Here is a 25201-nt window from a genome sequence, read left to right as displayed (position 1 = left end):
TCAGCGCATGCTGCCGCCTGATGCAAATTTCAATGACCCGGGCTGGTTTGAAAATTTTGAATCCGGGCTCAAGGCACAGATGAATCTGTTTAACGGCGGCAGCGACTACCTGGAGCTCCAGATGGCCCGCATTGATGTGGACATTTCACAGCTTGGCCGGGCAGAGGTGCAAAACAACCTTGTGGCAGAAGTGATTCGCGCGTTTTATAATGTTTTGGCGGCACGGGATTTTGTCCGGATTGCCCGGCAATCGGTGGACACCGTAGCCAGGCAGCTCCAGAGCATGCAGGTCCGCTATGAGGGCGGAGCCGTGCTCAAATCCGATATTCTGTCCTTGCAGGCCCGGCTGTCCCGGGCCCGGGAGCAGCTCATAACCGGCCGGAACCGGTGCAAACTCACCGCCGCCGCCCTGGCCAATCTCATGGGGCTGGAAGCTTCCGCGCTCACAGGCGACGATAATGTCTTTGCGGGTGCGGATGCCGGTATCCCGGAGCTGCCGGCATCCTATGCAGCCGGCTTTCAACAGGCCCTGCAAAGCCGGCCCGAACTGGCCCGGATTCGTCAGCAAGTGGTGAAATCCAGATATGCACTGGCGGCTGCAAGAGCGTCTTACCTGCCCAGCCTTGATTTGATGGCCAGTTATTATGTGGATGATCCAAACATGGAATATGACCTGGACCGGGAAAACTGGACCGCAGCTGTCGTGCTCAACTGGGATCTGTTTACCGGGTTTTCCCGCCCGGCCCGGATTTCCAGGGCAAGGGCCCGGATAAATGAGCTTCTTGCCGCAGACAGAAAAACCCTGCTTGAAGTGCAGCACGATGTCAGGCGCGCTTATTTCAATATTGAGGATGCCGCAGCCCGCCACGAGGCGGCAAAGCAAAGCGCGCAAAGCGCGCAGGAATCATTCCGTCTTGTCCGGGAGCATTACCAGGGCGGTGCGGTGACCATCACCCGATATCTGGAGGCCGAGCTCGACCGTCGCCGGGCCCGGATCCGGGCCACTGCGGCCAGGTATGACAAGATCAAGGCAAGGGCGGAGGCGGCCCGGGCCATGGGCTTATGGGCCAGCCAGGAAAGAAAACCTTTTTTGCAGATGCAGCCGCGATGAAGAAAAAACACATTTACATGAGTATCGGCGCAGGTCTGGCAGCAGCGGTAGGGGTGATCCTGCTGATCTGGCTTTTTTCCGGGGATAAGATCGCCCCCGGCAAAACCGCCCCGGAAAAAGCCGCCGCCTGTCCGGACGGTACCGTCGTCCGGGCTGAGCTCACCACCGTGACCGAATGGTACGAGGCCGTGGGCACGGTGGTTTCCAAAAACCAGGCCCAAATCGAACCCCGGGTGACGGGTCCGGTAATGGCGGTGCGGGTGCAGGCCGGTGATGTGGTGAAAAAAGGGGATCTGCTGGTCAGAATAGACGATGACCGGCTTGACTCCCGGCTCTCCCAGGCCAGACAGCAGCTGCAGACGGCCATTTCCCGGCGCGGGGAGGCTGCCCAGGCGGTGAATTCAGCACAGGCCGCTTTTGCCCGGGCAGAGTCGGATTACAACCGGATAAAAAAATTTTACAAATCCGGGGCTGCCACAGAACAGGACATGGAAGAATCGCGGGCGGGATTTCTCCGGGCAAAAGCGGCTCTGGAGCGCTCCCGCAAAGCCCTTTCCGGTGCAAAATCCGGGGTGAAACTGGCCAGGGAAATGGTCCATGAGGCTGAAATTGCCCTGGGCTACACCGAGATCCGCGCACCGGCAGACGGCCGCATCTTAAAGCGCCTGGTTGACCCCGGAGACATGGCGGCCCCGGGAAAGCCCGTGCTTGTTCTGCATGTGGAAGGGGGACTGCAGCTTGAAGCCAATGTGCGCGAAGGTCTGATGAACACGGTCCGGCCCGGAGACGAGCGCAGCGTCCGGCTGCCCGGCCTTGACAGGACAGTGGAGGCGGTTATTGCCGAAGTGGTTCCCGCTGTTGATCCCCGGACCCGGACGTTTCCGGTCAAGGCGGACCTGCCGGAACTTTGGGACGCCCGTCCCGGCATGTACGGCAAATTGCTGATCCCGTACATGGACATCTCAGTGATTCTGATTCCCCAAAATGCCGTGCGCCGGGTCGGGCAGCTGGAGCTGGTTACGGTAAAAACCAAAGACGGCTGTCAGCGGCGCTACATCAAAACCGGAAAACTTCATGGCGACCGGGTGGAGGTGCTTTCCGGGCTGAGCGGCAATGAAAGCCTGCTCATAGAGGAGTCGGGAAACAATGGCCGATAACCGGCAGGAACCTTCCGGACTGATACCGGGCCTTGTCAGGCCGTTTCTTTCCGGCACCCCGGCTGTCATCGTCCTGGTGATCGCCCTTTGCCTGGGTGCGGCCGCCATAATGCTCACTCCGCGTGAAGAAGACCCCCAGATCGTGGTGCCCCTGGCTGATATTTATGTCCAGGCCCCGGGCGCAGGCCCCGGGGAAGTCGAAAAGCTGGTGGCCACCCCCCTGGAACAGCTGCTCTGGCAGATCGACGGGGTGGAATACGTTTATTCCATTTCCCGCCGGGGCATGGCCATTGTCACGGTCCGGTTCCACGTGGGCGAGGACTCGGTGGAATCGCTGGTAAAGCTCCATGATCAGATCACCATGCACAGCGACCGGGTGCCGCCCATTGTCAAGGGGTGGACCATTAAGCCTGTGGAGATCGACGATGTGCCCATGGTCAATCTCTGTCTGCATTCGGATCGCTATGATGATCACGAGCTGCGGCGCATCGGCGAGGAGGTTCTCTGGCGGCTTTCAAAGCTGGAAAACATTTCCAGAACCGACATCGTCGGCGGCCGGCAGAGAGAGATCCGGGTGGAGCTGCTTCCGGGGAGAATGAACGGGTACAATGTTTCTCTGATGGCGGTCAGCCGGGCGCTTCAGGGTGCGGATGCGGCGATTGCGGCAGGCGATATAGACCGGCATAACCGGAATTTTACCGTAACAGCCAGCTCTTTTCTCCGTTCCGCCGGGGAGGTGCGGGACCTGGTGGTCGGGGTGCACGAGGGGCGGCCGGTTTACCTGAGAAATATTGCCAGTATAACCGACGGCCCGGCAGAAGTATCGAGCTACACGCGCATCGGATATTCCCATCGACACAGAAAAGCCCACGATCACCAGGATCGTCCCCTGACCAGCCCGGCAGTGACCCTGGCCCTTGCCAAAAAGGAGGGGACCAATGCCGTTGATGTCTCCCAAAGCATCCTGGCGGAGCTCGACCGGCTCAAAAAAAGCGTTATCCCGGATGACGTCCGGGTTGAGGTCACCCGGGACTACGGGTACACCGCCCAGGAAAAAGTCAACAGCCTGCTCAGCTCCCTGTTTTTCGCGGTTGCCACGGTTGTGGTGCTGCTCGCCCTTGCCCTGGGCCGGCGCGAAGCGATGGTCGTGGCCCTGGCCGTTCCCATAAGCTTCAGTCTGGCCCTGTTTTGCAATTATATGTTCGGCTATACCATCAACCGGGTGACCCTTTTTGCCCTGATTTTGTCCCTTGGCCTGGTGGTTGATGACCCGATCACCAATGTGGACAACATCCAGCGCCACATTTTCATGGGAAAACGGGACCCGTTTAAGGCCACGCTGTTTGCCGTCCAGGAAGTGTTGCCCCCGGTGCTCATATCGACTGTGGCCATTATCATTTCCTTTGCGCCGCTTTTTTTCATCACCGGGATGATGGGCCCCTACATGGCGCCCATGTCTGTCAACGTTCCCCTGACGGTTATTTTTTCCACCCTGGCGGCCCTGACTGTGGTGCCCTGGATGACTTACCTGCTTTTGCGCAACCATTCGGCCGCAGGCCCCCGGGACCCGGCGGCTTTAAAAGAGCCCGGGGACGTGCCGCAGGGCACTCCGGATTGGATTTTCAGGGTTTACAGGCGGATTGCCGCCCCGTTTCTTGAATCCCGCATCCGGCGATGGCTGCTTTTGATCACAATCATTGTCCTGCTGGTATTGTCCATGCTTTTGGTGCTTTTTCGCATGGTTCCGCTCAAAATGCTGCCTTTTGACAACAAAAACGAATTCCAGATCGTCATTGACATGCCCGAGGGAACCCCCCTGGAAGCCACGGACGCGGCGGTGCGCGATTTTGAAAAATACCTGCGCGGCGTTTCCGAGGTCACCCATTACACCGCTTACGTGGGAACCCATTCGCCCATGGATTTCAATGCCATGGTCCGGCATTACTATCTGCGCAGCCAGCCCCACCAGGCCGATATCCGCGTGGACCTGGCCCTGAAGGGGCAGCGTGAGATGCAAAGCCATGGCATTGTCCTGCGCCTGCGAAAAGACCTCATGGAGATTGCTGAAAAAAACGGTGCCGCCATGAAGCTGGTGGAAGTGCCTCCGGGCCCTCCTGTTCTGGCCACCATTGTGGCCGAGCTGTACGGAAGCCCGGATAAGTCCTATGAAGAGCTGATCGCCGCGGCCGAACCCGTCAAGCAGCTCATGGCCGGGGAGCCTTCCCTGGTGGATATCGACGATATGACCGAATCGGCCCACGACCGCTACGATTTTGTGCTGGACCGGGAAAAGGCGGCCTTGCACGGGGTGTCTGCCGGGGCTGTCATCGAGACCCTTCGCATGGCTGTCCACGGGGCCAGGCCGGCACGTGTGCATCAAGACCAGGAGCGCCAGGCCCTGCACGTGAAAATGGTTCTGCCCCGGGCTCAGCGCAGCAGCATATCCGGGTTAAAGCGGATTCCCATGGTTGCCTCGGACGGGCGCATGGTGCCCCTTGGCGAACTCGTGGAGGTGCGCCGGATACCAAACGAGCAGACCATCTATCACAAGAATCTTGAACCCGTGGTCTACGTGACCGCTGAAATGGCCGGCCGTGCACCCGCGGAAGCCATTATTGCCATGCAGTCAAAGCTTGCCGAAAATCCCCTTCCCGAAGGCATCCGTGCGGAGTGGGCCGGTGAGGGGGAATGGAAAATCACGCTCCGGGTGTTCCGGGACCTGGGAATTGCCTTTGCCGCCGCCCTGATCGGCATCTACATCCTCATGATCCTTCAGACCAATTCCTTTCTCATGCCCGTGCTGATCATGATGGCCATTCCCCTGACCCTGATCGGGATTATGCCCGGGTTCTGGCTGCTGAACCTGGTGGCCGGCGGCGAGGTGGGCGGATACAAGGACCTGGTGTTTTTTACCGCCACAAGCATGATCGGCATGATCGCCCTGGGCGGCATTGTTATCCGCAACTCGGTGGTGCTCATTGAATTTATTCGCGATTCCCTGTCAGAAGGAATGGCCGTGAAAGAGGCCATACTCACCAGCGGAGCCATACGCATGCGCCCGATTGTCCTGACAGCCGCCACAACGGCGCTGGGCGCCTGGCCCATCACCCTTGACCCGATATTTTCCGGGCAGGCCTGGGCCCTGATCTTCGGGCTTTTTGCCTCCACCCTGTTTACCCTTCTGGTGGTGCCGGTGACATATTACGCGGTTTACGGGACAAGAATGGAACAGGATCAGGCAAAGGCCAAATGATACCCGCGGAGCTGAAGATACGCGCAAAGACCATGGCGCGGCATACTGTCTGAGCCGGGCTGCAGAAACAATTCAGGAAAATACAGGAAGGTGACATGGCCTCAGAAGCCCCCATTTTTGGTAAAATTTTAAACGATTATCTTGCAGCGGTGGATGCCCTGGATTTGACCGGCAAGACGGAAATTCTGGGCGTGCGGGTGGCAGACAATGCCGTCGAAGTGCCCTTTTTCGGCGGAATCTATACCATTTCCCCTGACAGGATCGCCGATCCCCGGGGAAATGCCCCGTCTCACGCGGTGAGCGTGATTTTGTGCAAATATCTGCTGCTCTGCCCGAAAGATCCGGGCACGGAGAGTGATCTTGTGACATATAAGGATTTCAGGGATGCCGCGCCCTATGTGACAGGATTTGGCAATACGGCTGAAAAACCCATATCCAGGGCGTTTTCCGGGCGGATCAGCGCCCTTGAAAATGCCTGCACACGCCTGGGGGGACAATCCTGGGATTCGGGGATTTCCTGTGATTTGTCCTGTCGGTTTCAGGCGCTGCCGCAAGTGCCGGTCTTCCTTTTATACAATGACGCGGACGAGGATTTTCCCGCAGACACCACCCTGCTGTTTGAGCGGCGTGCAGCGCAGTATCTGGACATGGAATGCCTTGCCATGATCGGGATGGTCCTGGCGCAATGGCTCGTGCAGGGCGCAGACAGGGACGTATCCGGGCTTGTATAGGTTTTGGGCAGGGGGAAAAGTCAGGTGCAGGTGGTGGCATAAGCACCATAGGTCCGGAATCACCTGCCCATTCGGTCAAACATCCACTGAAGCCGGCCCGGCTTCTTTTCCAGGGCCCCTTCCGGACAGATTTCCACGCAGCAGTAGCAGCGGATACAGGCGCCGTAATCGTAGGCGGGAACGGCCTTTTTCCTTTGGGGCGGCCTGATGGCGCCGGCCGGGCAGATTTTTATGCACTCAAGGCAGCCGGTGCATAAATCCGCACTTGGCACGGGCCGCTCTACGCACAGGTTTTTAAAGGTGCGGGTGTTTAACGGCCATCGAAATGCGTTTGAAAACAGCGAGTCCCCGGTTGCCGGCACAAAGTCGGCAACCTGCAGGTTTTCCGGGGGTTCGCCCACAAGGTCAATGTCTTTGGCCGATTTTGCGCCCCAGCCCCTGTCAAAACCGTTGACAATGGTGGGGATGTTTCTGAAATCCATGCCCGCCACTTGGGTAGCCGCATAGTCCACGGCAATGCCGTCTGTGCCGGCAAGCACCGTGTTTAGCTGCCTGGGTCGGCCGCCCCGGCCCGGGCCCTCGCCTTCCAGGGCGCAGACCGCGTCCATGACGTGAACCAGGGGTTTGGGCGGAACAAATCCAAAATTCATGGCACCGTAAAGATCGAGCAGAAAATCGGCAAAATCCGAATGCCGGGGCAGGCGCAGGTGCATCTTGGATTTTTCCATGCCGGCCATGGCCCCGAACAACAGCTTGACCGCGCCGGTAATGCCGGTGATGCCGTGGGTTTTGAATTTGGGCAGGCACAGGATCAAATCCGCGTCAAAATAGGCCCTGGCGATATCAATGTGGGGATATCGCCGGGCGCCGTCAAAATGCAGGGTCTCTACATCTGAAGGATCCGCGGTCAAAATCCCTTCCTGTTCGAGCACTTCTCCGTAGCCGGTTTTCCTGACCACACGGTCCAGGGAATGCACGGCCGGTGACTCCACCAATACCGGGGTGCCGCCGTTGTCTTTGACAATTTTCACCGCGGCCCGGAAAAATTCCGGATGGGTGATCACTCCGCTGTCATCGTCTGCCACGGTGAGCAGGTTGGGCTTTACAGCCACCCGGGAGCCCTTGAAATCCGCGGGTGAAAACCGGATCAAAGAAAGGCTGTCCTCAATGGCCCCCCGGATTGCCTCTTTTTCGTAACTGCTGCACTCAACAAGGGATACAAGCGACATGATTTTTCCTTGTCATCATTAAACCGCAGTCAGTCTGCAGGGCACAAACCTGTGGATCGGGGTGCCCAGGTCGCTGCGGTGGGTGTTTTGCGTCAGCGCGTTGACGTTGATGCCATGGGTCTCATCCCCGTATTGGAGGCCGAAACCGTGGGGGATGATCACCATGCCCGGCCGTACCTGTTTGCTGATCTGCAATGGCCCCCGAACCGAGCCCGCTGCTGTGGTGATTTCCACCTGCCGGCCGTCTTCCAGTCCCAGTGCTTCGGCATCATCGGGATGCACTGCCACGGTGCAGTCGCGTTTGCTTTTGTTCCATTCGGGATTTCGCATGAGGGTGTTGGCGTTGCAGTCAAAATGCCGGCCCGCATGCAGGATCAGGGGGAAGTCCGGCGGCATGCGGAGTTCTGCTTTTTCCGCTTCAGGTGCCAGGGTCTTTGCCGGATCTTCCAGCTCAGGCACAAAAATTTCGAGTTTTCCGGATTGGGTTTTGAGCATGTCCATGTTTTCATCCGGGTCTGCGATCCCCGCCCATAAACCCTCGGGGTGGTCGAGCAGCGCCTGAAAAATCCGGTCCCCCTGATCCGGTCCGGGTTCAAATCCCGCCCGTGCTGCGTTTTTCCGGAATGCTTTGGGCGCGGTCATCAAAAGTCCCCAGATGGCGGCCAGGGCCGCGGAATCCCACTGGCGGCCCAGGGTTTTGGCCAGCACAAAGGGCATGGCGGCCATGGCCGCGGGTTCTTTGCCCGCCCACTCCATGAGCCGGGCGCCGAAGTCCAGCCGGGAACCTGCGGCGGCCTGGTAGAGGGAATCCGGGATTTGGGGAATCAGGCCCATCCGGTCGGCGATCATGGTGGTGATCTGGGAGGACTCCAGGCATGATCCCGGGGGCTGGACCACCGGCCGGCGCACCTGCAAAAACACTTCAGGGAAGGTGTTGGGGAAAAAGGAGGTGTCCCAGGATTCGTAAAAACTCCGGCAGGGCAGCACATAATGGGCAAACCGGGCGGTTTCGCTCATGACAATGTCGTTTACCACCAGCAGGTCCAGGCTGGAAAAGGCTTTTTCATAGGCCCGGGTGTCGGGATAGGAGCGCAGGGGGTTGACCGCGCTGACATACACGGCCCGAAGCCGGTCGGCCTGTCCGGAGAGGATTTCCTCGGGCATCACTGCCGGGGGAAAGGAGCCGGCGGCCGCAGGCGGCATGTGGGTTGCGGCCGTGCGCCAGGTTTTGGGGTTTCTTTCATCTGCATGAAATCCCATGGGTACGATAAATCCGGGAATGACGTTTCCGCCCCGGACCATGAAATTGCCGCACACTGCTTCCAGGATCATGAGAAAATAAAGGCTCAAAACGTTTTTCCGGCCCATGTAAAGTCCCAGGTCCGGGTGCACGCACCATTTTTTCGATACCATGAGGCGGCACAGCTCGTAAACCGGCTCAAATTCCAGTTCACAGGCGGAAATGGCTGCTTTGTCATCAAAATCTTCAAACCAGGGCCGAATCCGGTTCCAGCCCTCCACGTGATTTTGGATATAATCGGATTTTTCCCAGCCATTGCTTACGATAATGGCGATCATGGCTTTTAGCAGCAGGGCATCGGTCCCGGGCCGCACCGGCAGATGGATGTTTGCGGCAGCAGCGGTTTCGCTTTTGCGGGGATCCACGGCCACAAGGATTTTATCCGGATCCCGGGAGATTTCCGTGAGGGTTTTTCTGGCCCGGGGCATTTGGTGGCTTTCCATGCCGTTCCAGCCCCAGGCCACGAGCATCTCGGTTGCATGCTCATCCGGGATGGCCAGGTTGTACTGCTTGCCCAGTATCCGGCCAAAAAGCCACCATGCGTCTGAAAATTCCTGGCCGGCGGATGAATAATAATACTGCGAGCCCATGGCCCGCAGCCAGGTAAGGCCGAAGGTGGCCTCCATGTGACCGCCCTGGGCGCTTCCGCCCATGTAGGCAAGGCTTTGCGGGCCGTGTTTTTCGGCAATGGTCTGCATTTTTTCGGCGATTTCGCCCACGGCCCGGTCCCAGGTGACAGGCTCGAACCGGTTGTTGACCTTTTTCAGGGGCTCGGTGACGCGGTCTTTGGGATACTGGTGATAGGCGATATTCAGGCCTTTGCGGCACACATAACCCCGGCTGCGGGGGTTGTCCTTGTCCGGCCGGGCCCGCACGATGCGGCCGTTTTCCACCTGCAGTTCCAGCCCGCAGTTCTGGGCGCACAGCACACATCCGGTTTTATGCCATTTTCCCATGGGTTTCTCTCCTTTTGGTTATGATTGGCCGTGACAAGACGGGCCGGATTTCAGCAGGCGGTCAAATACCATTGTGTTTATTTCTTTGTTTTTATGGCAATGTCACAGCCGGTGGGGCCAGGGGCCGGAGCCGGGATACAGGATGCGCTTTTTTGCAATAACGCAGGTCATACAATTGCATCCGGGGGTCAAGGGATGCGGGCCTTTTTCCCGGGCTTTTTCCATGGAAGCCTCGATCATTTCCATAATCATGGCCCGATCGGTTTTGATTCTTTTATGGTTGGCAATGCTGCAATACATTGTCGGTTGTTTGTCGGAATTCATTTTTCACCCCTGGCAAAAGGCAATAAAGGGTTTAGCTCCTCAACTACGCCAAAGCGTTTTGCAAACCGCAGCAGACGGGTCGTGTCAACAGGATGAAAAACAGAGGAGATGAACCCAGCTGCACCCGCCTTCAGAAGGGCTTGCAAATCAGCTATATCCTGATATTTTCGGTCCGGTTGATTGGCAATGGCCATGAGTTTTAAAACAGCATAATCGGTCGGCTGAATCACCGGCATTGGGCCTAGATATTCATCTTCGACAATAACCGCGCTTTCAAGTATTTCTGCACCTTCAGGTGTGTGGACAAACATGAAATCGACTTTGCCGTACACCCCCATTTCTGAATCAAACTGGGCAAAAGCCTCTGTATCTTGGAAGCATTCAAACCCAAGGGTGCTCATCAAGGTTTTGATGGTGTTTCGGTTTTTTTGTTCAGCCAGCAGATCGATATCTGCGGTATACCGGGGGATTCCGTACAATGACAATGCCATTGCCCCGATAAGTGCATGCCGTACCCTTTGTTCGGACAAGTTCTTATGGAGAATGGATAATATTTTTTGCAGCCTGGAAGCGGTCATCAGAAACCTGTTTTTCTCGTATAAATCTTGATGGCACCGTAAAAAGCTTTTTACCGCGTCCGCTGTTTGTCAGGAAGGATGTCCTGCGGTCGGCGCCGGCTTTTTCGCTCCTGATCGTTTTTGCGGATTGATCAAATACCTTTGCTTAAAATTGACAAACTCGCCCTGCCTTCCTCAAACGATTTGGAATCTTTACGCAAAAACGATCAATGTCCCTTCAAAAACCGACCCCGCCCCTGGACATCCTTGGAAGGGTTCTTGCCGGGCCAGCCCACGGGACCGGGCATGAAAACGACTCTTTTAAGACTTGGATGTGTTCCTTCCCACTCCCTTGGTGTGAAACTTTGCACACAGTCGGCCATGATGCCGGCCCGGGGGTGGTTTGCGAGTCGCATTGAGCGCGCAAGCGGTCAGCAGGGAGCAATCCGCCACCGGGTCGGCATCATGCGAAAATTATAGAACCAAGCACTAACGGCAACTTTTTTGATGTTATTAGAAGTTCTAAAACTGGTATATTTGTCAAATAACATTTTGATTTTATTTAATATTTAACACTTAATCACTTAAAATTGCCTGTAAAAAAGATCTTTTACAAGCATATCAATTTTTTAAAACCGAAACATGAAACAAGTTTACCGGCAATGATGCCACAATGCAATAGATTGGAAATGATTTCTTCCTTTTTTGAGCCAAAGCCGATGCAGGATGCCGCCCGTCGGGAAGTGACCAGAGCCGGCACAACCCTTGACGGTTTGGGCAAAAGCGGGTATGGTCGGAAAATGAAAGCAAAAATTGCGGCAGAAACCATGCAGGCCTGCAGAGGCATCGGGAAGGAACGGATATGGGCATAAATACCAAAAAACTGCTTTACTCAAAACGCTTTGCATACCTGGTCTACCGGTTTATCCGGATATATTCGGCCGGTTTCCGGATGCGGGTGGTCAATGAGGCGCCCTGGCAGCAGCATGTTGAGGCCGGGGGGAAGGTGCTGCTCTGCGTCTGGCACCAGCAGTTTTTCTCCCTGATCCGGCCCTTTAAAGCCTATGCGAAATACCGGCCCGGGCTGATGATCAGCCGAAGCCGGGACGGGGAGATGATTGCAGCGGTGGCCAATTACACGGGATGGCACACGGTGCGCGGCTCTTCTTCCAGGGGCGGGCGCACGGCCATGTCCCGGATGATCCGGCATTTGCAGGAAAACCGGCTCGGGGCCCATATTTTAGACGGCCCCAGGGGCCCGGCCGGAGTGGTGAAAAACGGGGCCGTCAAAATCGCCATGGACAGCGGGGCGCGGCTGGTGCCAGTGTATGTGGAAGCTGACGCCAAATGGAGCTTTAACTCCTGGGACCGGTTTTTTGTGCCCAAACCGTTGTCCCGGGTGCGGATCCGCTTTGGCGACATGCTCCCGCAGATTCCGCGCACAACCGATACGGCCGGGCTTGAAGCCTGGCGCAAATCCCTTGAAGACCGTATGCGCCCGGGGCTGGTGCGCTAAACCCAAATCATCGGGTGCTTTTGCCGCCCACCACGGCCTGCAGTTGGGCCACCATCTGCTCGAGTTCCGCGGCCTGGGAGGAAAGCTCTTGGGCCGCGCTGGCCGACTCCTCGGAATTGGCCGCGTTTTGCTGAACCACCTTGTCCATTTCCGAAACCCCGGTGTTGACCTGCTCGATGCCCTGGGACTGCTCCTTTGATGCTGCGGCAATCTCGCCGATGAGGGTGTTGACCTTGCCGGAGCTTTCCTTGATGGAATTGAGCTGGGCGGCCACTTCTTCTGCCACGTTCACGCCGTTGCCTGCGTTCTGCTGGGACTGCTCAATGAGCCGGGAGGTGTTGCTGGCCGCCTCGGCACTTCGCTGGGCCAGGTTTCTGACCTCTTCGGCCACCACGGCAAAGCCCTTGCCGGCTTCCCCGGCCCTGGCGGCCTCAACAGCGGCGTTTAATGCCAGCAGATTGGTCTGAAATGCGATGTCGTCAATGGTTTTGATGATTTTAGACGTCTCATTGGAAGACTCTTTTATTTCGTTTATGGCCGTGTTCATTCGCTGCATGGAGGCAACGCCGGAGTCAACCGCAGATGCCGTCTCCTTGACCGCCCCGTCGGCCATTTCAGCATTGTCTGCATTCTGCCGGGTCTGTGCGGCGATCTGCTCCAGGGATGCCGAGGTCTGCTCCAGGCTTGAAGCCTGCTCGCTTGAGCCTTCAGCCTGGGACTGGCTCGATGAGGCAATCTGGCCGGAGGCAGAGGCCACCTGCTCGGAGCTTTTGCCCAGGCCTTCGACGATTCCGGCCAGCGTCCGGCTGGTCCGGCGGCTGAAGAAAAAGGCAACTGCAATGGATATGCCGGCAAGGGCCAGGGAAATCAGCATCAGCAGCCTTGTCTGGGCCGCTATGTCTTTTTGAATGCTTTCAACGTAGACGCCCGTGCCGATGATCCAGCCCCAGGGTTTGAATTCCGCCACATAGGACAATTTCGGCTCGATTTGCCCTTCGTTGTCATAATACTGCCATTTGTAGGGCACATGGCCGGCGCCTTCCTGTTTTGCCATTTTTGCGAATTCTACAAAAAGGTTGCGCCCGTCAGGATCCGTGATATCAGAAACATTCTTTCCTTCCAGGTCCGGGCTGAACGGATGCATGACAATGCGCGGGCTGAAATCCTGGATCCAAAAGTAATCCTTCATTTTCGGGCCGTAGCGGATGGTGCGCACGGTCTCCTTTGCGTGCTCCTGGGCCTCCTGTCGCGACATTTCTCCGGACTGCTGCTTTTCATGAAAGTTTTTTAAGACCGAAAGACCGACTTCCGCCAGTTCTCCGGTTTTTTCTTTTTTTTCAGTGTAAATGCTTTTTTCCAGGGACCGGCTGCTGACAACCCATAAAACAAGGGCCACCACAAGCACGGGAATCACGGATATGGCGATAATTTTGGCATTCAGACTCATTTGCCGGATGGATCTCATTGCTGCCTCCTGTGTGTCATTGTAAACATTGTTTTTAAACAACAATGTTGTTCATGCAAAAACGCGCTGTCGGGAATCGGGAATTTTTCCAACCCGTCACCGGTTCTGTTTTTACCTTTCGGTGCGTTTGGGCAGATGTTTAATGGGGCAGGCGATTTTTTCTTTGCCGGTTGTGGGGCGGGCCCGGCGGGCCTACATCATGAAAAAGGGATCCACGTCAATGGCGGTGTGAACGTCGCGGCCAGGGAAGGCCGAAGGGTTCTGGGTGCGCAAAAGGTTTAGCATTTTCCGGACAGGGCCGGCTTCCGGGGCCTTTAGCAGGATCTGCCAGCGGTAGCGGCCGGCAATGCGGGTGACCGGGGCCTCAATGGGGCCGAGGACCTGGACCTGTTTTAAGTTCGGATCACCGCTGTTTTGAATCTGCTGGCACATGCGGCCGAGGTCTTCTGCCTGCTGCCGGGTTTTGGCTTTGTCCCGTCCGGAGATTTTGAGCTGGGTCATGCGGGCAAAGGGCGGGTATTGGAGGGATTTTCTGAATTTGATCTCCCGGTTGTAAAAGGACATGAAATCCTGGGCCCGGGCGGCCTCGATGGCAAAATGATCCGGACTGTAGGTCTGGAGCACCACTTTTCCCGGGGCCGTGCCCCGGCCGGCCCGGCCGGCCACCTGGGCCAGGACCTGGAAGGTCATCTCCCCGGCCCGGAAATCCGGAAACGACAGGGAAAGATCCGCACAGATGATGCCCACCAGGGTGATGTTGGGAAAATCATGGCCCTTGGCCACCATCTGGGTGCCCACCAGAATATCGATTTTCTGTTCACGCAGTTCCTTGAGGATTTTGAGCAAAGCGCCCCTGCGGTTGATGGTATCCTTGTCCATGCGCGCCACCCGGGCTTCCGGAAAAAGGGCGGCCACCGCGTCCTCAAGCTTTTCCGTGCCCGTGCCCAGCTGTTTGATCGAAGCCGAGCCGCAGGTGTCGCACTTGGCAATGGCGGCCCGGAAATAGCCGCACATGTGGCATTTGTAGATGTTGGCTTTTTTGTGAAGCGTCAGGGTGATATCACAGTGCCGGCATTTCAGGGCCTCGCCGCACTGGGCGCACACCGGGTAGCTGGCAAAGCCCCGGCGGTTTAAAAACAGGAGCACCTGCTCGCCCCGGCCAAGGGTGGCCCGGATTTCCTCTTCCAGGGGCGGGGTGATAAACCGGCGTGCGCCTTTTAGTCCCCTGTGCTGCCGGAGATCCACCACCGCCACCCCGGGCATGGCCTGGCGGTGGATGCGCCGGGTGAGGTTGAGTTCGCGGAATTTTCCGGCGGCCACGTTATACACCGACTGCACCGAGGGGGTGGCCGATCCGAGCACCACAGCCCCGTCCGCCAGCTTGGCCCGGACCACGGCCATGTCCCGGGCGTTGTAGTGCAGCCGGCCTTCCTGCTTATAGGAGGTGTCGTGCTCTTCGTCCACGATAATGACACCGGGTCGGGTCAAGGGGGCAAACACCGCAGAGCGGGCGCCGATGACCACCGGTGCCTCGCCCCTGGCAATGCGCATCCACTGGTCAAAGCGCTCGCCTGCCGACAGCCCGGAGTGCAGCACCGCCACCCGGGCGCCGAACCGGGCCCGGAACCGGCGTTCGATCTCCGAGATCAGGGCGATTTCCGGTACCAGGACCAGGGCTGTGCGGTTGTGCTCCAGGGCATGGGCGGCAATGTGCATGTAGACCTCGGTTTTGCCTGATCCGGTCACGCCCGCCAACAGATAGGTGCAGAATCCGGATGTAACGGCCTCTGCCGCTTCCCGCACCACCCGCTGCTGTTCGCCGGTGAGCCGGGGCGGGGTGTCCGGGGTCACGGGATCGCCAAACGGGTCGCGGTAAACCTCCTGCTCCACAATGCAGACAATTTTCTTTTTGGCCAGGTCGCGCACATGTGCGGCAGCCGTTGGGACGATTTTTTTCAGGGCGGCCACCGGGGTTTGGCCGTGGGCGCGCAGATGGCCGATAATTTTGACTTTGGGTTCAGACAGGCCCGATTCATCCGCACATGTATCGGCCAGGGCGGCACAGCGCTCGGTCTTGGTGCGCACGGCCTGCCGCTGGAGCTGGTGCTGTTTTTCAATCAATCCCTGCCGGCGCATTTTTTCCAAAAGGCTGCGGGGAATGTCTTCACCGGTGTTTTTGCAAAGTGCCGCCCATCTGCAGGCTTTTTCAGTAAGCCGGGCCAGGACTTTGTGCTCGCAATCGGCCAGGGTGTTTTGTTCCAGGGCCCGGCGGCCCTGTGCAGTGGGCGAAAAAACCGCGTATTCCGATGGGTTGATGCCCCCGGGCAGGGCGTCTGAGATGACCTCGCCGATGGGATGGATGTAATAGTCGGCAATCCAGCGGAAAAACGGGATCATTTCAGCCGGAAACAGCGGGGTGTCGTCATCTATGACATCGTCTATGGGCTTTAGGTTATCCGCGGTATCCCGGCTGTCATCTCCCAGCACATAGCCCGTGATCCGGCGGGAGCCAAAGGGCACAAGCACGCGTTTGCCGGCTTCCACCAGGCCTTCTGCGGCCGGCGGCACCTGGTAGGTATAGGTGCCGAATACCGGCATGGCCACGGCCACTTCAACCTGTCTAGGCCGGGTCGGCATGGGCGAAGACCGAGGCTTTTTTCTGCTGCTTGCGCTCAAATTCCTGGGCCTGGGCCACGGTAATGGCCATGACGTTGACCACGTTTTCCATGTCTGTATCGCGCTGGACCACGTTAAACGGCCTGCTGATGCCCATCAAAAGGGGTCCCACGGCCTTGGCCCCGCCCAGGCGCTGCATGAGTTTGTAGGCGATGTTGCCGGATGCCAGCTCCGGGAATATGAGCACATTGGCGGGCGCGCCCAGGCGGTTGAACGGGTAGTGCTGGTTTAGGACCTCGGATACCACTGCCGTATCCGCCTGCATCTCGCCGTCAATGGTCAGCGACGGGTCCCGCTTCATGGCGATTTCCACGGCTTTTTCCACCCGCCGGGCATCCGGGTGGCGGGTGTCGCCGAAGTTGGAAAACGAAAGCATGGCGATTCTGGGGTTGATGTCGAAAAACCGGGCCATTTCCGCGGTCAGCAGCGCGATTTCGGCAAGATCTTCGGATGTGGGGTTGATGTTGACCGTGGCGTCGGCAAACATCAGTATCCGGTCCCGGAAGACCATCAGATAAACCCCGGACACCTTGCTGACACCGGGCCGCCGGGAGATCACCTGGAGCACCGGCCGGATGGCGTCCGGATATGACCGGCTGATGCCGTGGACCTGGCCGTCGACCATGCCTTCATGGACCATCATGGCCCCGAACACGAACCGGTTTTTCAGCTGATGGCGGGTTTCAGCCGGTCCCCATCCCTTGCGCGCCCGCATTTGGTGCAGTTTGCCCACATACTCGTCAAACAGGGGGCTTTGCATCGGGTCAATGATTTCAATGCCGTCCAGAGGCACATGGATCTTCCGGGCCAGGTCCTTTATCTCCTCGTGACGGCCGAGCAGAATGGGCCGAACGATGCCTTCGCTTGCAGCGTGATGAGCAGCTCTTAAGATCACGGGATGGTCGCCTTCGGGCAGCACGATCCGCTTGGGGTTCTGCTGGGCCCGGGTGATGATCTTGCGCATGATTTCGCGTTCCGGTCCCAGGCGGGCCTCCAAAGCCTGGATATAGGCGCCCGGATCGCTGATCTGTGTGCGCGCCACCCCGGTTTCAACAGCGGCCCGGGCCACGGCCGGGGTGATTTTCAAAAGCACCCTGGAATCCAGGGGCTTGGGGATGATATAGTCGGGCCCGAAGGTCAGAGCCGTGCCCCCGTAGGCCCGGATCACCGAGTCGGGCACATCCTCCCGGGGCAGTTTGGCCAGGGCGTGGACCGCGGCCAGTTTCATTTCCTCGTTGATGGCCGATGCGCGCACATCCAGGGCGCCCCGGAAAATATAGGGAAATCCCAGCACGTTGTTGACCTGGTTGGGATAGTCGGATCTGCCCGTGGCAATAATGGCATCCGGCCGGACCTCTTTGGCTTCGTAATAGCCGATTTCCGGCTCCGGATTGGCCAGGGCGAATATGATGGGGTTTTTGTTTAACAGCCGCAGCAGATCTGTTGTAAAGGCCCCTTCCACCGAAAGGCCCAGCAAAACGTCGGCGCCCCGGGCTGCATCAGCCAGGGTGCGCTTGTCCGTGGCAGCGGCAAATTCCTCCTTGTAGGGATTCATGCCCTGCTTGCGGCCCTGGTAGATCACACCCCGGGAATCCACGAAAATGATGTTTTCCTTTTTCACCCCCAGGGATACATACATCCGGGCCGTGGCAATGGCGGCCGCACCTGCGCCGTTTACCACCACTTTCAGATCTTCGGGCTCCCGGCCGGTCAGGCGGCAGGCGTTGATCAGCGCAGCCCCGGAAATAATGGCGGTTCCGTGCTGGTCGTCGTGGAAAACCGGAATGTTCATCTCCCGGCGCAGGGTGTCTTCGATGTAAAAACAGTCCGGGGCCTTGATGTCCTCGAGGTTTATGCCCCCGAATGTGGGCTCCAGCAGCCGGACGGTCTGGATAAATTCGTCCGGGTCCTCGGTTTTGATCTCGATATCAAATACATCCAGGTCGGCAAAGCGCTTAAACAATACCGCCTTGCCCTCCATGACCGGTTTTCCGGCAAGGGCCCCGATATTGCCCAGGCCCAGTACAGCGGTGCCGTTTGTGATCACGCCCACAAGGTTGGCCTTGTCCGTGTAATCATAGGCCAAATCCGGGTCTTTCTGGATTTTGACGCACGGCAGGGCCACGCCCGGTGTATAGGCAAGGCAGAGATCGCCCTGGGACATGCAGGGTTTTGTGGGCACCACCTCGATTTTGCCGGGCCTGGGCTTGTTGTGGTATTCAAGAATTTCTTCATCAGTGGGCATTGTCAACAGCTTCCTTTGATGGGTTAAGGGTATGGCGCAATAAACATAACTATATCCAAAATCCCTGGTGTGTCAACCGGGGGACTCTTGTCTTAGGGCTTGAAAAATATTTTTTAAGGAGTAGAATGAATTTTTGTAAAAAACGAGTGAGCGTTCGTTTTATTTCCGGACCCCCAAAAAAGGAAACCCCAAATGGCCGAGCAGTTGTATCCCGGGCTTTATCGCATTCACATTCCGCTGCCCGAAAGCCCGCTGAAATATTTAAATTCGTATGTGATCAAAGGCGGGGATCGAAATCTTGTCATTGACACCGGTTTAAACCGGGATGTGTGCAAAAGGGCCATGCTCGAGGGCCTGGATGAAATCGGCGTTGCCGTCGATTCCATTGACCTTTTTATCACCCATCTGCATGCGGATCATTTCGGGCTGGTGCCCGAGCTTGCCGGTGAAAATACCCGGATTTATTTCAACCGGCCAGACAGTGAACTCATTGAAAACTGGCAGGGCTTTGAGCCCATGATTGCCTATGGCGGCCAGAGCGGATTTCCCGAACAGGAGCTGAGAAACGCCCTGAACCAGCACCCGGGCTTTAAGTACGGCACCGGCTGGATGCCGTTTATGAACCTGATTGAAGACGGCCAGCCCCTCACCGTGGGCGATTACGCTTTTACCTGCATCCAGACCCCGGGCCATACAAAGGGGCATACCTGTTTGTATGAGCCGGAGAAAAAGATTTTTATTGCAGGCGACCACGTGCTCTACAATATTACCCCCAATATCCAGTGCTGGTCAGATACGGACGATCCCCTGGGCGATTATCTGGCCAGCCTTGACAAGGTGCGCGATCTTGAGGTCAGCCGCGCCCTGCCGGGTCACAGGCATCTGTTTGATCAGTTTGCCGGGCGTATTGACGAGTTAAAGGCCCATCACGGCCGGCGTCTGGAGGAGGTGGTGGAGATACTGGAGAAGGCCGGCCCCCAAAACGCCTTTGAAGTGGCCTCGCAGATGACATGGGATTTGACCGCCAAAAGCTGGGCGGATTTCCCTGTGGCCCAGAAATGGTTTGCCACAGGAGAGGCCATTTCCCACCTGCGTTATCTGGAAATACAGAAGCGAATCCGGCGGGCACAGCAAAAGCCGGTGATTTTGTATGAACCCGCATAAACAAGACAAGGAAATTTGAGCCATGGAAATCATTGATCAGGCCCTGGCCGCAGGCCGGCGGGCCCTTTCCGAATATGACGCAAAGCGGCTGCTCGCTGACCACGGCATTGCGGTCACACGGGAGCAGCTGGCATCAGGCCGGGACGCGGCCGTTGAGGCCGCCCGGCAGATCGGGTTTCCGGTTGTTGTCAAGGGCTCGGGCGCCGAACTCATGCACAAGACCGAATCCGGGGTGGTGTTTGTCAACATCGCAGACGAGCAGGGTGTGGCAGATGCTTTTGATGCCATTGCCAATAAACTGGGTGACGGGTTTGAAGCCGTGCTGGTCCAGGAAATGGTGTCCGGCAAGCGGGAGCTGGTGCTGGGCCTGCACAGGGAGCCCCAGTTCGGCCCGTGCGTGATGCTGGGCTTGGGCGGTGTGCTCACCGAGGTGATCAACGACACGGCCTTCCGGATCGCCCCGTTTGAAGAGGCCGAAGCCAGGGACATGGCAGCAGAGCTTCGCGCCGGAAAGGTCTTTGATGCGTTTCGGGGCGAGGCTGCAGCCGACATGGATCAGCTGGCCAAAAATCTGTGCGCCCTGGGCCGGATCGGACTGGAACAGGAAAATATCGCAGAAATTGACATCAATCCATTGATTATCACACCCGAGGGCGGTCTGAAGGCAGTTGACGCGCTGGTGGTGTTAAAGGAAAGCAGCCATGATTGACCGAATTGAGGATTCTCCGCTATACCGGATCGCCAATCCCCGAAGCATTGCCATTTTCGGGGCTTCCAACAAGTCTACCGCCATGGGCACCGGGATTTTGTCCTCGATCAAGCAGATGGGTTATAATGGCGCCATCTATCCGGTTCACCCCAGGGAGGAGACTGTACAGGGGCACAAGGCGTATTCGTCTGTGCTCGATCTTCCGGAAACCCCGGATCTGGCCATCATTGTGCTGCCCACGCCGGTGGTGCCGGAGGTAATGGACGCCTGCGGGCAAAAAGGAATCGGCCACGCCATTGTGGTTTCCGGCGGATTCAGGGAAGTGGGCCCGGAGGGGGCGGCGCTGGAAAAGCAGTTAAACGAGGCCGCGGCCCGCCACAACATGCGTTTTCTCGGGCCCAACTGCATCGGGGCGGTCAACACTCATTTCAAGTTCAATGCCACGTTTCTGCCCTGCGACCATTCCCCGGGATTTATCGGCATGGCCTCCCAGAGCGGCAGCTTCATCACCCAGATGTTTGATTATCTGGGCCGCTATAGCCTGGGGTTTTCCACCGGGTTCAGCGTGGGAAACGAGGCCAGCGTTGATATTGTCGATTGCCTGGAGTATCTGGCAAAATGCCCGGATACCCGGGTGATTGCCCTGTATATCGAAAGCATCCGGCGGGGCCGGGAATTTATTGATGCGGCCAGAAAGATTGTTCCGCACAAGCCTGTTGTGGCTTATTACGTGGGCGGCACCGAGGCCGGCGGCCGGGCCGGACTGTCGCACACCGGGGCCCTGGCCGGTGCAGACCGGGTATATGACGGGGTGTTCCGGCAAAGCGGGGTGATCCGGGCCCATTCCATCGAGGAAATGTTTGATATTTGCTGGTGCCTGGGCACAACAGCCCTTCCCCGGGGCAACCGGGTGGTCATCCAGACCCATTCCGGCGGACCGGGTGCGGTGGCCGCGGATGCATGCGCAAGAAACGGCCTGGAACTTCCTTCCATTGAAGATCAGACCCGGGAGAAACTGGCCGAATACATTCCCAGCACGGGCAGCATGAACAATCCCGTGGACCTGACCTTTACCAAGCGGAACCTGGATTATTTCGTGGACATTCCCAACGTGCTGATCGCAGACAACAATGTGGATGCCCTGATGGTATACATGATGATGCCCCGGCGCATGGTGCTGATGGTGGCCGAAACAATGGGCGTGTCCATGGAAGAGGCCAAAACCGTTGCCGCGCAGTTTATCAGTGATCAGAGCCGCCAGCTGGCCGATGCCATGCGCAATGCCGGCAAGCCCTGGATCGGTTATTCCTATTATTCAGCTGAAAGCGATTTTATCCGCAAGCTCTACGAAGCCGGTGCCCCTGTGCTTCCCGGACCCAACCGGGCGGCCCGGGCCCTTGGGGCCATGCATGAATACGTGCAGCTTTGTGAAAAGATTTCAAAATAGCGGCCGGGCCCTGCGGTCATCCGGCAGCTGATCTGCTGCCGGATGACTGCAGGCATGTTTATGCCTTTTGCCGCTCGTCTATGGGGATGTAGGGGCGGGTGTTGCTTCCGATATAGATCTGTCTTGGCCGGGTCAGGCGCTGTTCCGGGTCAATGAGGTTTTCCTGCCACTGGGCGATCCAGCCCGGCAGCCGGCCGATGGCAAACATCACCGTGAACATGTTGGTGGGAATCTGCATGGCCTTGAGCAGGATGCCGCTGTAGAAATCCACGTTGGGATACAGGTTGTAGTCCACAAAATAGGAGTCGCTCAGCGCCACTTCCTCGAGTTCCAGGGCGATGTTGAGCAGCGGGTCCTGGAGCTTGAGCCTGTCGAGCACCTCATCGACGTATTTCTTCAGGATCCTGGCCCGGGGGTCATATGTCTTGTAGACCCGGTGGCCGAATCCCATGAGCCGGAAGGGATCGTTTTTGTCCTTTGCCCGGCGGACCACGTCTTTCACCGACACCCCCTGCTCGTGAATATCGGTGAGCATTTGGATCACGGCCTGGTTGGCCCCGCCGTGCAGCGCTCCCCACAGTGCGGAAACCCCTGCTGAAAGCGAGGCATAGATATTGGTCCGGGCGCTGCCCACGCTTCGCACCACTGAGGTGGAGCAGTTCTGCTCATGGTCTGCGTGCAGAATCCAGAAAACATTAAGGGCCTTGACCAGTTCTTTTCTTGCGATATAGGGCTTGACCGGAGTGTTGAACATCATGTGCAGGAAATTGGCGCAATAGGTGTAATCCGGCCGGGGATATTCCACCTTGTGGCCCCGGGAGATCTTGTGGGCCATGGCCGCCATGGTGCGCACCTTGGACAAAAGCCGCAGAAAGGTATCCTCGAATCCCTCATCGGTATACAGCAGCTCCGGATAAAAACTTCTCAGGGCGTTGACCATGGCTGACAAAATCCCCATGGGATGCGAGGCCCTGGGAAAGTTCTGGTAGAAGTTCTGCATGTCCTCGTGGACCAGGGAATGGTCGTTTAACTGAACACTGGTGCGGTTTAGCTGGTCGCGGGTGGGCAGTTCGCCGTTTATCAGCAGATAGGAGGTTTCCACAAACGAGGAATGCTCAGCCAGTTCCTCGATTGGAATGCCCCGGTAACGCAGTATCCCTTTTTCCCCGTCCATGTAGGTGATGGTGCTCTTGCAGCTGCCCGTGTTGGCAAACCCCGGGTCAAAGCTGATATAGCCGGTTTCCGCACGCAGCCGGCGGATGTCCACAGCCCGTTCGCCCTCGGTTCCCTCTATGATCGGCAGTTCTATGGTTTGACCGTTTATGGTCAGGGTTGCATATTCCGTCATTGCTTCCACCCCGTGATTGTTTCTGGATTCATTTGTGTTTGGGTCTGTGCCTGAAAATGGATGCCGGCAATCTGTCTGCAGCATCAGGGGACCACACGAAAAATAACAAAATATACTTCAAATGCTCAAAAAGCGTCAAGTGTTTAATTGGTAGATTTTTACGAAACCATCAATTTTGGGCCGGAGTGATTTCAGCCGGAGGACTCGCTGGCCCGGCGGCCGGATTTGAGCATTTCTGCGGCATGGGCCCGGGTGGTGTCGGTAATGGCCTGCCCGCTGATCATCCGGGCGGTTTCCTCGATGCGGTCTGACGGGTCAAGGGGCTGGATGCAGGTGGTGGTGCGGCCGTCGGCCACCGTCTTTGTGATCCGGTAGTGATGGTCGCCGAAGCGGGCGATCTGGGCCAGGTGGGTAATACAGATCACTTGGTTGCGGTCTGCCAGATCTGCCAGCTTCCGGCCGACCACCTCGGCGACTTCTCCGCCGACGCCTGCATCCACCTCGTCAAAAACAATGGTTTCAACAGGTTCCGTATCAGCCAGCAGCGCCTTTAGGGCCAGGATGATTCTTGACAGCTCGCCGCCGGAAGCGATCCTGGAAAGCGGTTTTAAATCCTCGCCCACGTTGGGGGCGATCATGAATCTGGCCTGCTCTGCGCCTTTTTCAGATACCGCGCAACCGTCCACGCACAGCCATTGCGGGGTCTCGGCCTGAGCCGGGGCGGGCTGGAAATCGACCCTGAAGCGGGTGTCGGCCATTTTCAACGCCCTGAGCTGCGCATCCATTTGCCGGCCGAGATTTTCTGCCGCGGTTTTTCGTTTCTCCGATAACCGCCGGGTCAGCTCGGACAGCCGCTGGTGCAGCTCTGCCAGGCGGGATTCGGTTTGGGAGATTTGCTCTTCAATGCCTTCAATCTCAGACTGCTGGTCTTCAAGCGCCGCCAGGGTTTCGAGGATCTCTTCCACGGAATCGCCGTACTTTCGCTTGAGCCTGTTGATGGTATCGAGGCGGGCTTCGATTTCCTCCATGCGCCCGGGGTCAAATTCGATGCCGTCTGTGTACTGTCGAAGAAACTCCGCTGTGTCCTCTAAACGCAGGGCCGCGTCCGCCACGGCTTCCGCGGGCTCGGTGAGGCGGGAGTCAATTGCAGCAGCTTTTTCCAGTTCCTTTTGCAGGGTTTTTAACCGCTCGGACACCGCACCGTCGCGGTCATAGAGTTCTTCCACCCCCTGGCCGGCGGTCTGGAACAGGTTTTCCGCGTTTTTCAGCCGGGCCAGCTGCTCTCTGAGTTCGTCTTCCTCGCCCGGGGCAAGGTTTGCGGCTTCGATCTCCTGCTGCTGGAAAGAAATGAGCTCCATGCGCTCGGCCTGTTGTTTGCGCTTTGCCCGGAGTTCTTCAAGCTTTCGGATCATTGGGGTGATTTCATGGTAGCAGTCGGCAAGGAACTGCTGCAGGTCGTCAAGGCCGGCAAGCTGATCGAGGATGCGCAGATGTTCGGATTCCCGGAGAAGTCGCTGGTGTTCGTGCTGGCCGGAAATGCCGGCCAGGTTTTCCGTGACCCGGGCCAGCAGGCTCATGGTGGCCAGCCGGCCGTTGATGTAAACCCGGTGCCGGTCGTTTCTGGACAATATCCGCCGGATTACCAGTTCCTCTCCGGGCTCGTGGCCCTGGTCGGCCAGGGCGGCTGCGGCCGGGCCCCGGGTATCCATGTCAAACAGGGCTTCAAGCTCGGCGGATTCCGCGCCGGTGCGGATCATGGAAGCATCCGCCCGGCTGCCCAGCAGCAGGTTCAATGCCTGGATAATGATTGATTTGCCGGCCCCGGTCTCGCCGCTTAAAACGGTCATGCCATGGTCAAAGCGGATCCGAAGATCATCGATAATGGCAAAATTTTTAATTGCAATTTCCCGGAGCATATCCATCCTGGGGTTTTTTATGAAACCATGACTTCTGTTTTTTTATAAAAAAATTGACTGATGCCTGCAAAATGGCATATATTATATTTATATACGA

At 57.6% G+C, this 25201-nt stretch carries 18 protein-coding genes; 9 read left to right on the top strand and 9 right to left on the bottom strand.

The genetic code is table 11. The features are described from left to right. Positions 1 to 7 precede the first annotated feature (7 nt). The 4 genes from ACTCIA_RS06115 (at position 8) to ACTCIA_RS06100 (ending at position 6252) form a co-directional block, all read left to right on the top strand. Complete coding sequence (locus tag ACTCIA_RS06115; RefSeq protein ID WP_463000917.1) at positions 8 to 1111, top strand: TolC family protein; 1104 nt, start codon at positions 8 to 10, stop codon at positions 1109 to 1111. Beyond that, positions 1108 to 2268: an efflux RND transporter periplasmic adaptor subunit gene (locus tag ACTCIA_RS06110; RefSeq protein WP_463000916.1), complete on the top strand. Its 1161-nt coding sequence runs from the start codon at positions 1108 to 1110 to the stop codon at positions 2266 to 2268. The genes ACTCIA_RS06115 and ACTCIA_RS06110 overlap by 4 nt, the downstream gene beginning before the upstream one ends. Next, entirely contained in the window at positions 2258 to 5521 is a 3264-nt protein-coding gene (locus ACTCIA_RS06105) for an efflux RND transporter permease subunit (protein WP_463000915.1), read from the top strand. The genes ACTCIA_RS06110 and ACTCIA_RS06105 overlap by 11 nt, the downstream gene beginning before the upstream one ends. A 95-nt stretch (positions 5522 to 5616) precedes the next feature. Beyond that, positions 5617 to 6252: a DUF3786 domain-containing protein gene (locus ACTCIA_RS06100; protein ID WP_463000914.1), complete on the top strand. Its 636-nt coding sequence runs from the start codon at positions 5617 to 5619 to the stop codon at positions 6250 to 6252. 59 nt (positions 6253 to 6311) lie between these two features. On the opposite strand, the gene ACTCIA_RS06095 is transcribed toward ACTCIA_RS06100, so the two are convergent. The 4 genes from ACTCIA_RS06095 to ACTCIA_RS06080 form a co-directional block, all read right to left on the bottom strand. After that, the gene (locus tag ACTCIA_RS06095; RefSeq protein ID WP_463000913.1) at positions 6312 to 7481 is read right to left on the bottom strand and encodes a DUF362 domain-containing protein; all 1170 of its coding nucleotides are present in this window, start codon (positions 7479 to 7481) and stop codon (positions 6312 to 6314) included. 18 nt (positions 7482 to 7499) lie between these two features. Beyond that, positions 7500 to 9737, bottom strand: coding sequence for a molybdopterin-containing oxidoreductase family protein (locus ACTCIA_RS06090; protein ID WP_463000912.1), 2238 nt, complete (start codon positions 9735 to 9737; stop codon positions 7500 to 7502). Positions 9738 to 9839: 102 nt separating this feature from the next. Then, positions 9840 to 10061 (bottom strand): hypothetical protein, encoded by a 222-nt coding sequence (locus ACTCIA_RS06085; protein ID WP_463000911.1) that lies wholly within the window; start codon positions 10059 to 10061, stop codon positions 9840 to 9842. After that, positions 10058 to 10639 carry a nucleotidyl transferase AbiEii/AbiGii toxin family protein gene (locus ACTCIA_RS06080; RefSeq protein WP_463000910.1) on the bottom strand — a complete coding sequence of 194 codons (582 nt, stop codon included), beginning with the start codon at positions 10637 to 10639 and terminating at the stop codon, positions 10058 to 10060. The genes ACTCIA_RS06085 and ACTCIA_RS06080 overlap by 4 nt, the downstream gene beginning before the upstream one ends. Before the next feature lie 569 nt (positions 10640 to 11208). On the opposite strand from ACTCIA_RS06080, the gene ACTCIA_RS06075 reads away from it, so the two are divergent. Continuing rightward, complete coding sequence (locus tag ACTCIA_RS06075) at positions 11209 to 11490, top strand: hypothetical protein (protein WP_463000909.1); 282 nt, start codon at positions 11209 to 11211, stop codon at positions 11488 to 11490. Then, on the top strand, positions 11481 to 12134 hold the full coding sequence (locus ACTCIA_RS06070) for a lysophospholipid acyltransferase family protein (RefSeq protein ID WP_463000908.1): 654 nt from the start codon (positions 11481 to 11483) through the stop codon (positions 12132 to 12134). Before ACTCIA_RS06075 ends, ACTCIA_RS06070 begins: the two co-directional genes overlap by 10 nt. Positions 12135 to 12141: 7 nt before the next feature. Here ACTCIA_RS06070 and ACTCIA_RS06065 read toward each other — a convergent pair whose 3' ends face one another. From ACTCIA_RS06065 to ACTCIA_RS06055, 3 genes are all read right to left on the bottom strand, one after another. Beyond that, positions 12142 to 13599 carry a methyl-accepting chemotaxis protein gene (locus tag ACTCIA_RS06065; protein ID WP_463000907.1) on the bottom strand — a complete coding sequence of 486 codons (1458 nt, stop codon included), beginning with the start codon at positions 13597 to 13599 and terminating at the stop codon, positions 12142 to 12144. A 192-nt stretch (positions 13600 to 13791) separates the two neighbouring features. Next, positions 13792 to 16236 (bottom strand): replication restart helicase PriA, encoded by a 2445-nt coding sequence (gene priA / locus ACTCIA_RS06060; protein ID WP_463000906.1) that lies wholly within the window; start codon positions 16234 to 16236, stop codon positions 13792 to 13794. Next, positions 16220 to 18520 carry an NADP-dependent malic enzyme gene (locus ACTCIA_RS06055; protein WP_463000905.1) on the bottom strand — a complete coding sequence of 767 codons (2301 nt, stop codon included), beginning with the start codon at positions 18518 to 18520 and terminating at the stop codon, positions 16220 to 16222. Before ACTCIA_RS06055 ends, priA begins: the two co-directional genes overlap by 17 nt. A 192-nt stretch (positions 18521 to 18712) precedes the next feature. Here ACTCIA_RS06055 and ACTCIA_RS06050 point away from each other — a divergent pair, with 192 nt between their 5' ends. The 3 genes from ACTCIA_RS06050 to ACTCIA_RS06040 are packed head-to-tail and all read left to right on the top strand — an operon-like array spanning position 18713 to position 21840. Beyond that, positions 18713 to 19684, top strand: coding sequence for an MBL fold metallo-hydrolase (locus ACTCIA_RS06050; protein WP_463000904.1), 972 nt, complete (start codon positions 18713 to 18715; stop codon positions 19682 to 19684). A 22-nt stretch (positions 19685 to 19706) separates the two neighbouring features. Continuing rightward, positions 19707 to 20393, top strand: coding sequence for an acetate--CoA ligase family protein (locus ACTCIA_RS06045; RefSeq protein WP_463000903.1), 687 nt, complete (start codon positions 19707 to 19709; stop codon positions 20391 to 20393). Further along, positions 20386 to 21840, top strand: a complete 1455-nt coding sequence (locus tag ACTCIA_RS06040) for an acetate--CoA ligase family protein (RefSeq protein ID WP_463000902.1) — start codon at positions 20386 to 20388, stop codon at positions 21838 to 21840. Before ACTCIA_RS06045 ends, ACTCIA_RS06040 begins: the two co-directional genes overlap by 8 nt. A 58-nt stretch (positions 21841 to 21898) precedes the next feature. On the opposite strand, the gene ACTCIA_RS06035 is transcribed toward ACTCIA_RS06040, so the two are convergent. Together ACTCIA_RS06035 and recN are read right to left on the bottom strand one after the other, a co-directional pair. Further along, positions 21899 to 23188 carry a citrate synthase gene (locus ACTCIA_RS06035; RefSeq protein WP_463000901.1) on the bottom strand — a complete coding sequence of 430 codons (1290 nt, stop codon included), beginning with the start codon at positions 23186 to 23188 and terminating at the stop codon, positions 21899 to 21901. 191 nt (positions 23189 to 23379) lie between these two features. Further along, positions 23380 to 25104, bottom strand: coding sequence for a DNA repair protein RecN (recN, locus tag ACTCIA_RS06030; protein ID WP_463000900.1), 1725 nt, complete (start codon positions 25102 to 25104; stop codon positions 23380 to 23382). Between the last annotated feature and the right edge of the window lie 97 nt (positions 25105 to 25201).

The organism is Desulfosalsimonas sp. (genome assembly GCF_055149105.1).
The sequence above is the reverse complement of the archived record's forward strand: the minus strand, read 5'-3'. Positions and strand labels throughout refer to the sequence as shown.

What these genes read in the sequence shown, in the direction of transcription:
- ACTCIA_RS06110 (WP_463000916.1), top strand. Translation starts at nt 1,108, where the DNA reads ATGAAGAAAAAACACATTTACATGAGTATCGGCGCAGGTCTGGCAGCA.
- ACTCIA_RS06090 (WP_463000912.1), bottom strand. Translation starts at nt 9,737, where the DNA reads ATGGGAAAATGGCATAAAACCGGATGTGTGCTGTGCGCCCAGAACTGC.
- ACTCIA_RS06045 (WP_463000903.1), top strand. Translation starts at nt 19,707, where the DNA reads ATGGAAATCATTGATCAGGCCCTGGCCGCAGGCCGGCGGGCCCTTTCC.
- ACTCIA_RS06115 (WP_463000917.1), top strand. Translation starts at nt 8, where the DNA reads ATGCTGCCGCCTGATGCAAATTTCAATGACCCGGGCTGGTTTGAAAAT.
- ACTCIA_RS06080 (WP_463000910.1), bottom strand. Translation starts at nt 10,639, where the DNA reads ATGACCGCTTCCAGGCTGCAAAAAATATTATCCATTCTCCATAAGAAC.
- ACTCIA_RS06065 (WP_463000907.1), bottom strand. Translation starts at nt 13,599, where the DNA reads ATGAGATCCATCCGGCAAATGAGTCTGAATGCCAAAATTATCGCCATA.
- ACTCIA_RS06070 (WP_463000908.1), top strand. Translation starts at nt 11,481, where the DNA reads ATGGGCATAAATACCAAAAAACTGCTTTACTCAAAACGCTTTGCATAC.
- recN (WP_463000900.1), bottom strand. Translation starts at nt 25,104, where the DNA reads ATGCTCCGGGAAATTGCAATTAAAAATTTTGCCATTATCGATGATCTT.
- ACTCIA_RS06095 (WP_463000913.1), bottom strand. Translation starts at nt 7,481, where the DNA reads ATGTCGCTTGTATCCCTTGTTGAGTGCAGCAGTTACGAAAAAGAGGCA.
- ACTCIA_RS06035 (WP_463000901.1), bottom strand. Translation starts at nt 23,188, where the DNA reads ATGACGGAATATGCAACCCTGACCATAAACGGTCAAACCATAGAACTG.
- ACTCIA_RS06050 (WP_463000904.1), top strand. Translation starts at nt 18,713, where the DNA reads ATGGCCGAGCAGTTGTATCCCGGGCTTTATCGCATTCACATTCCGCTG.
- priA (WP_463000906.1), bottom strand. Translation starts at nt 16,236, where the DNA reads ATGCCGACCCGGCCTAGACAGGTTGAAGTGGCCGTGGCCATGCCGGTA.
- ACTCIA_RS06105 (WP_463000915.1), top strand. Translation starts at nt 2,258, where the DNA reads ATGGCCGATAACCGGCAGGAACCTTCCGGACTGATACCGGGCCTTGTC.
- ACTCIA_RS06040 (WP_463000902.1), top strand. Translation starts at nt 20,386, where the DNA reads ATGATTGACCGAATTGAGGATTCTCCGCTATACCGGATCGCCAATCCC.
- ACTCIA_RS06100 (WP_463000914.1), top strand. Translation starts at nt 5,617, where the DNA reads ATGGCCTCAGAAGCCCCCATTTTTGGTAAAATTTTAAACGATTATCTT.
- ACTCIA_RS06055 (WP_463000905.1), bottom strand. Translation starts at nt 18,520, where the DNA reads ATGCCCACTGATGAAGAAATTCTTGAATACCACAACAAGCCCAGGCCC.
- ACTCIA_RS06085 (WP_463000911.1), bottom strand. Translation starts at nt 10,061, where the DNA reads ATGAATTCCGACAAACAACCGACAATGTATTGCAGCATTGCCAACCAT.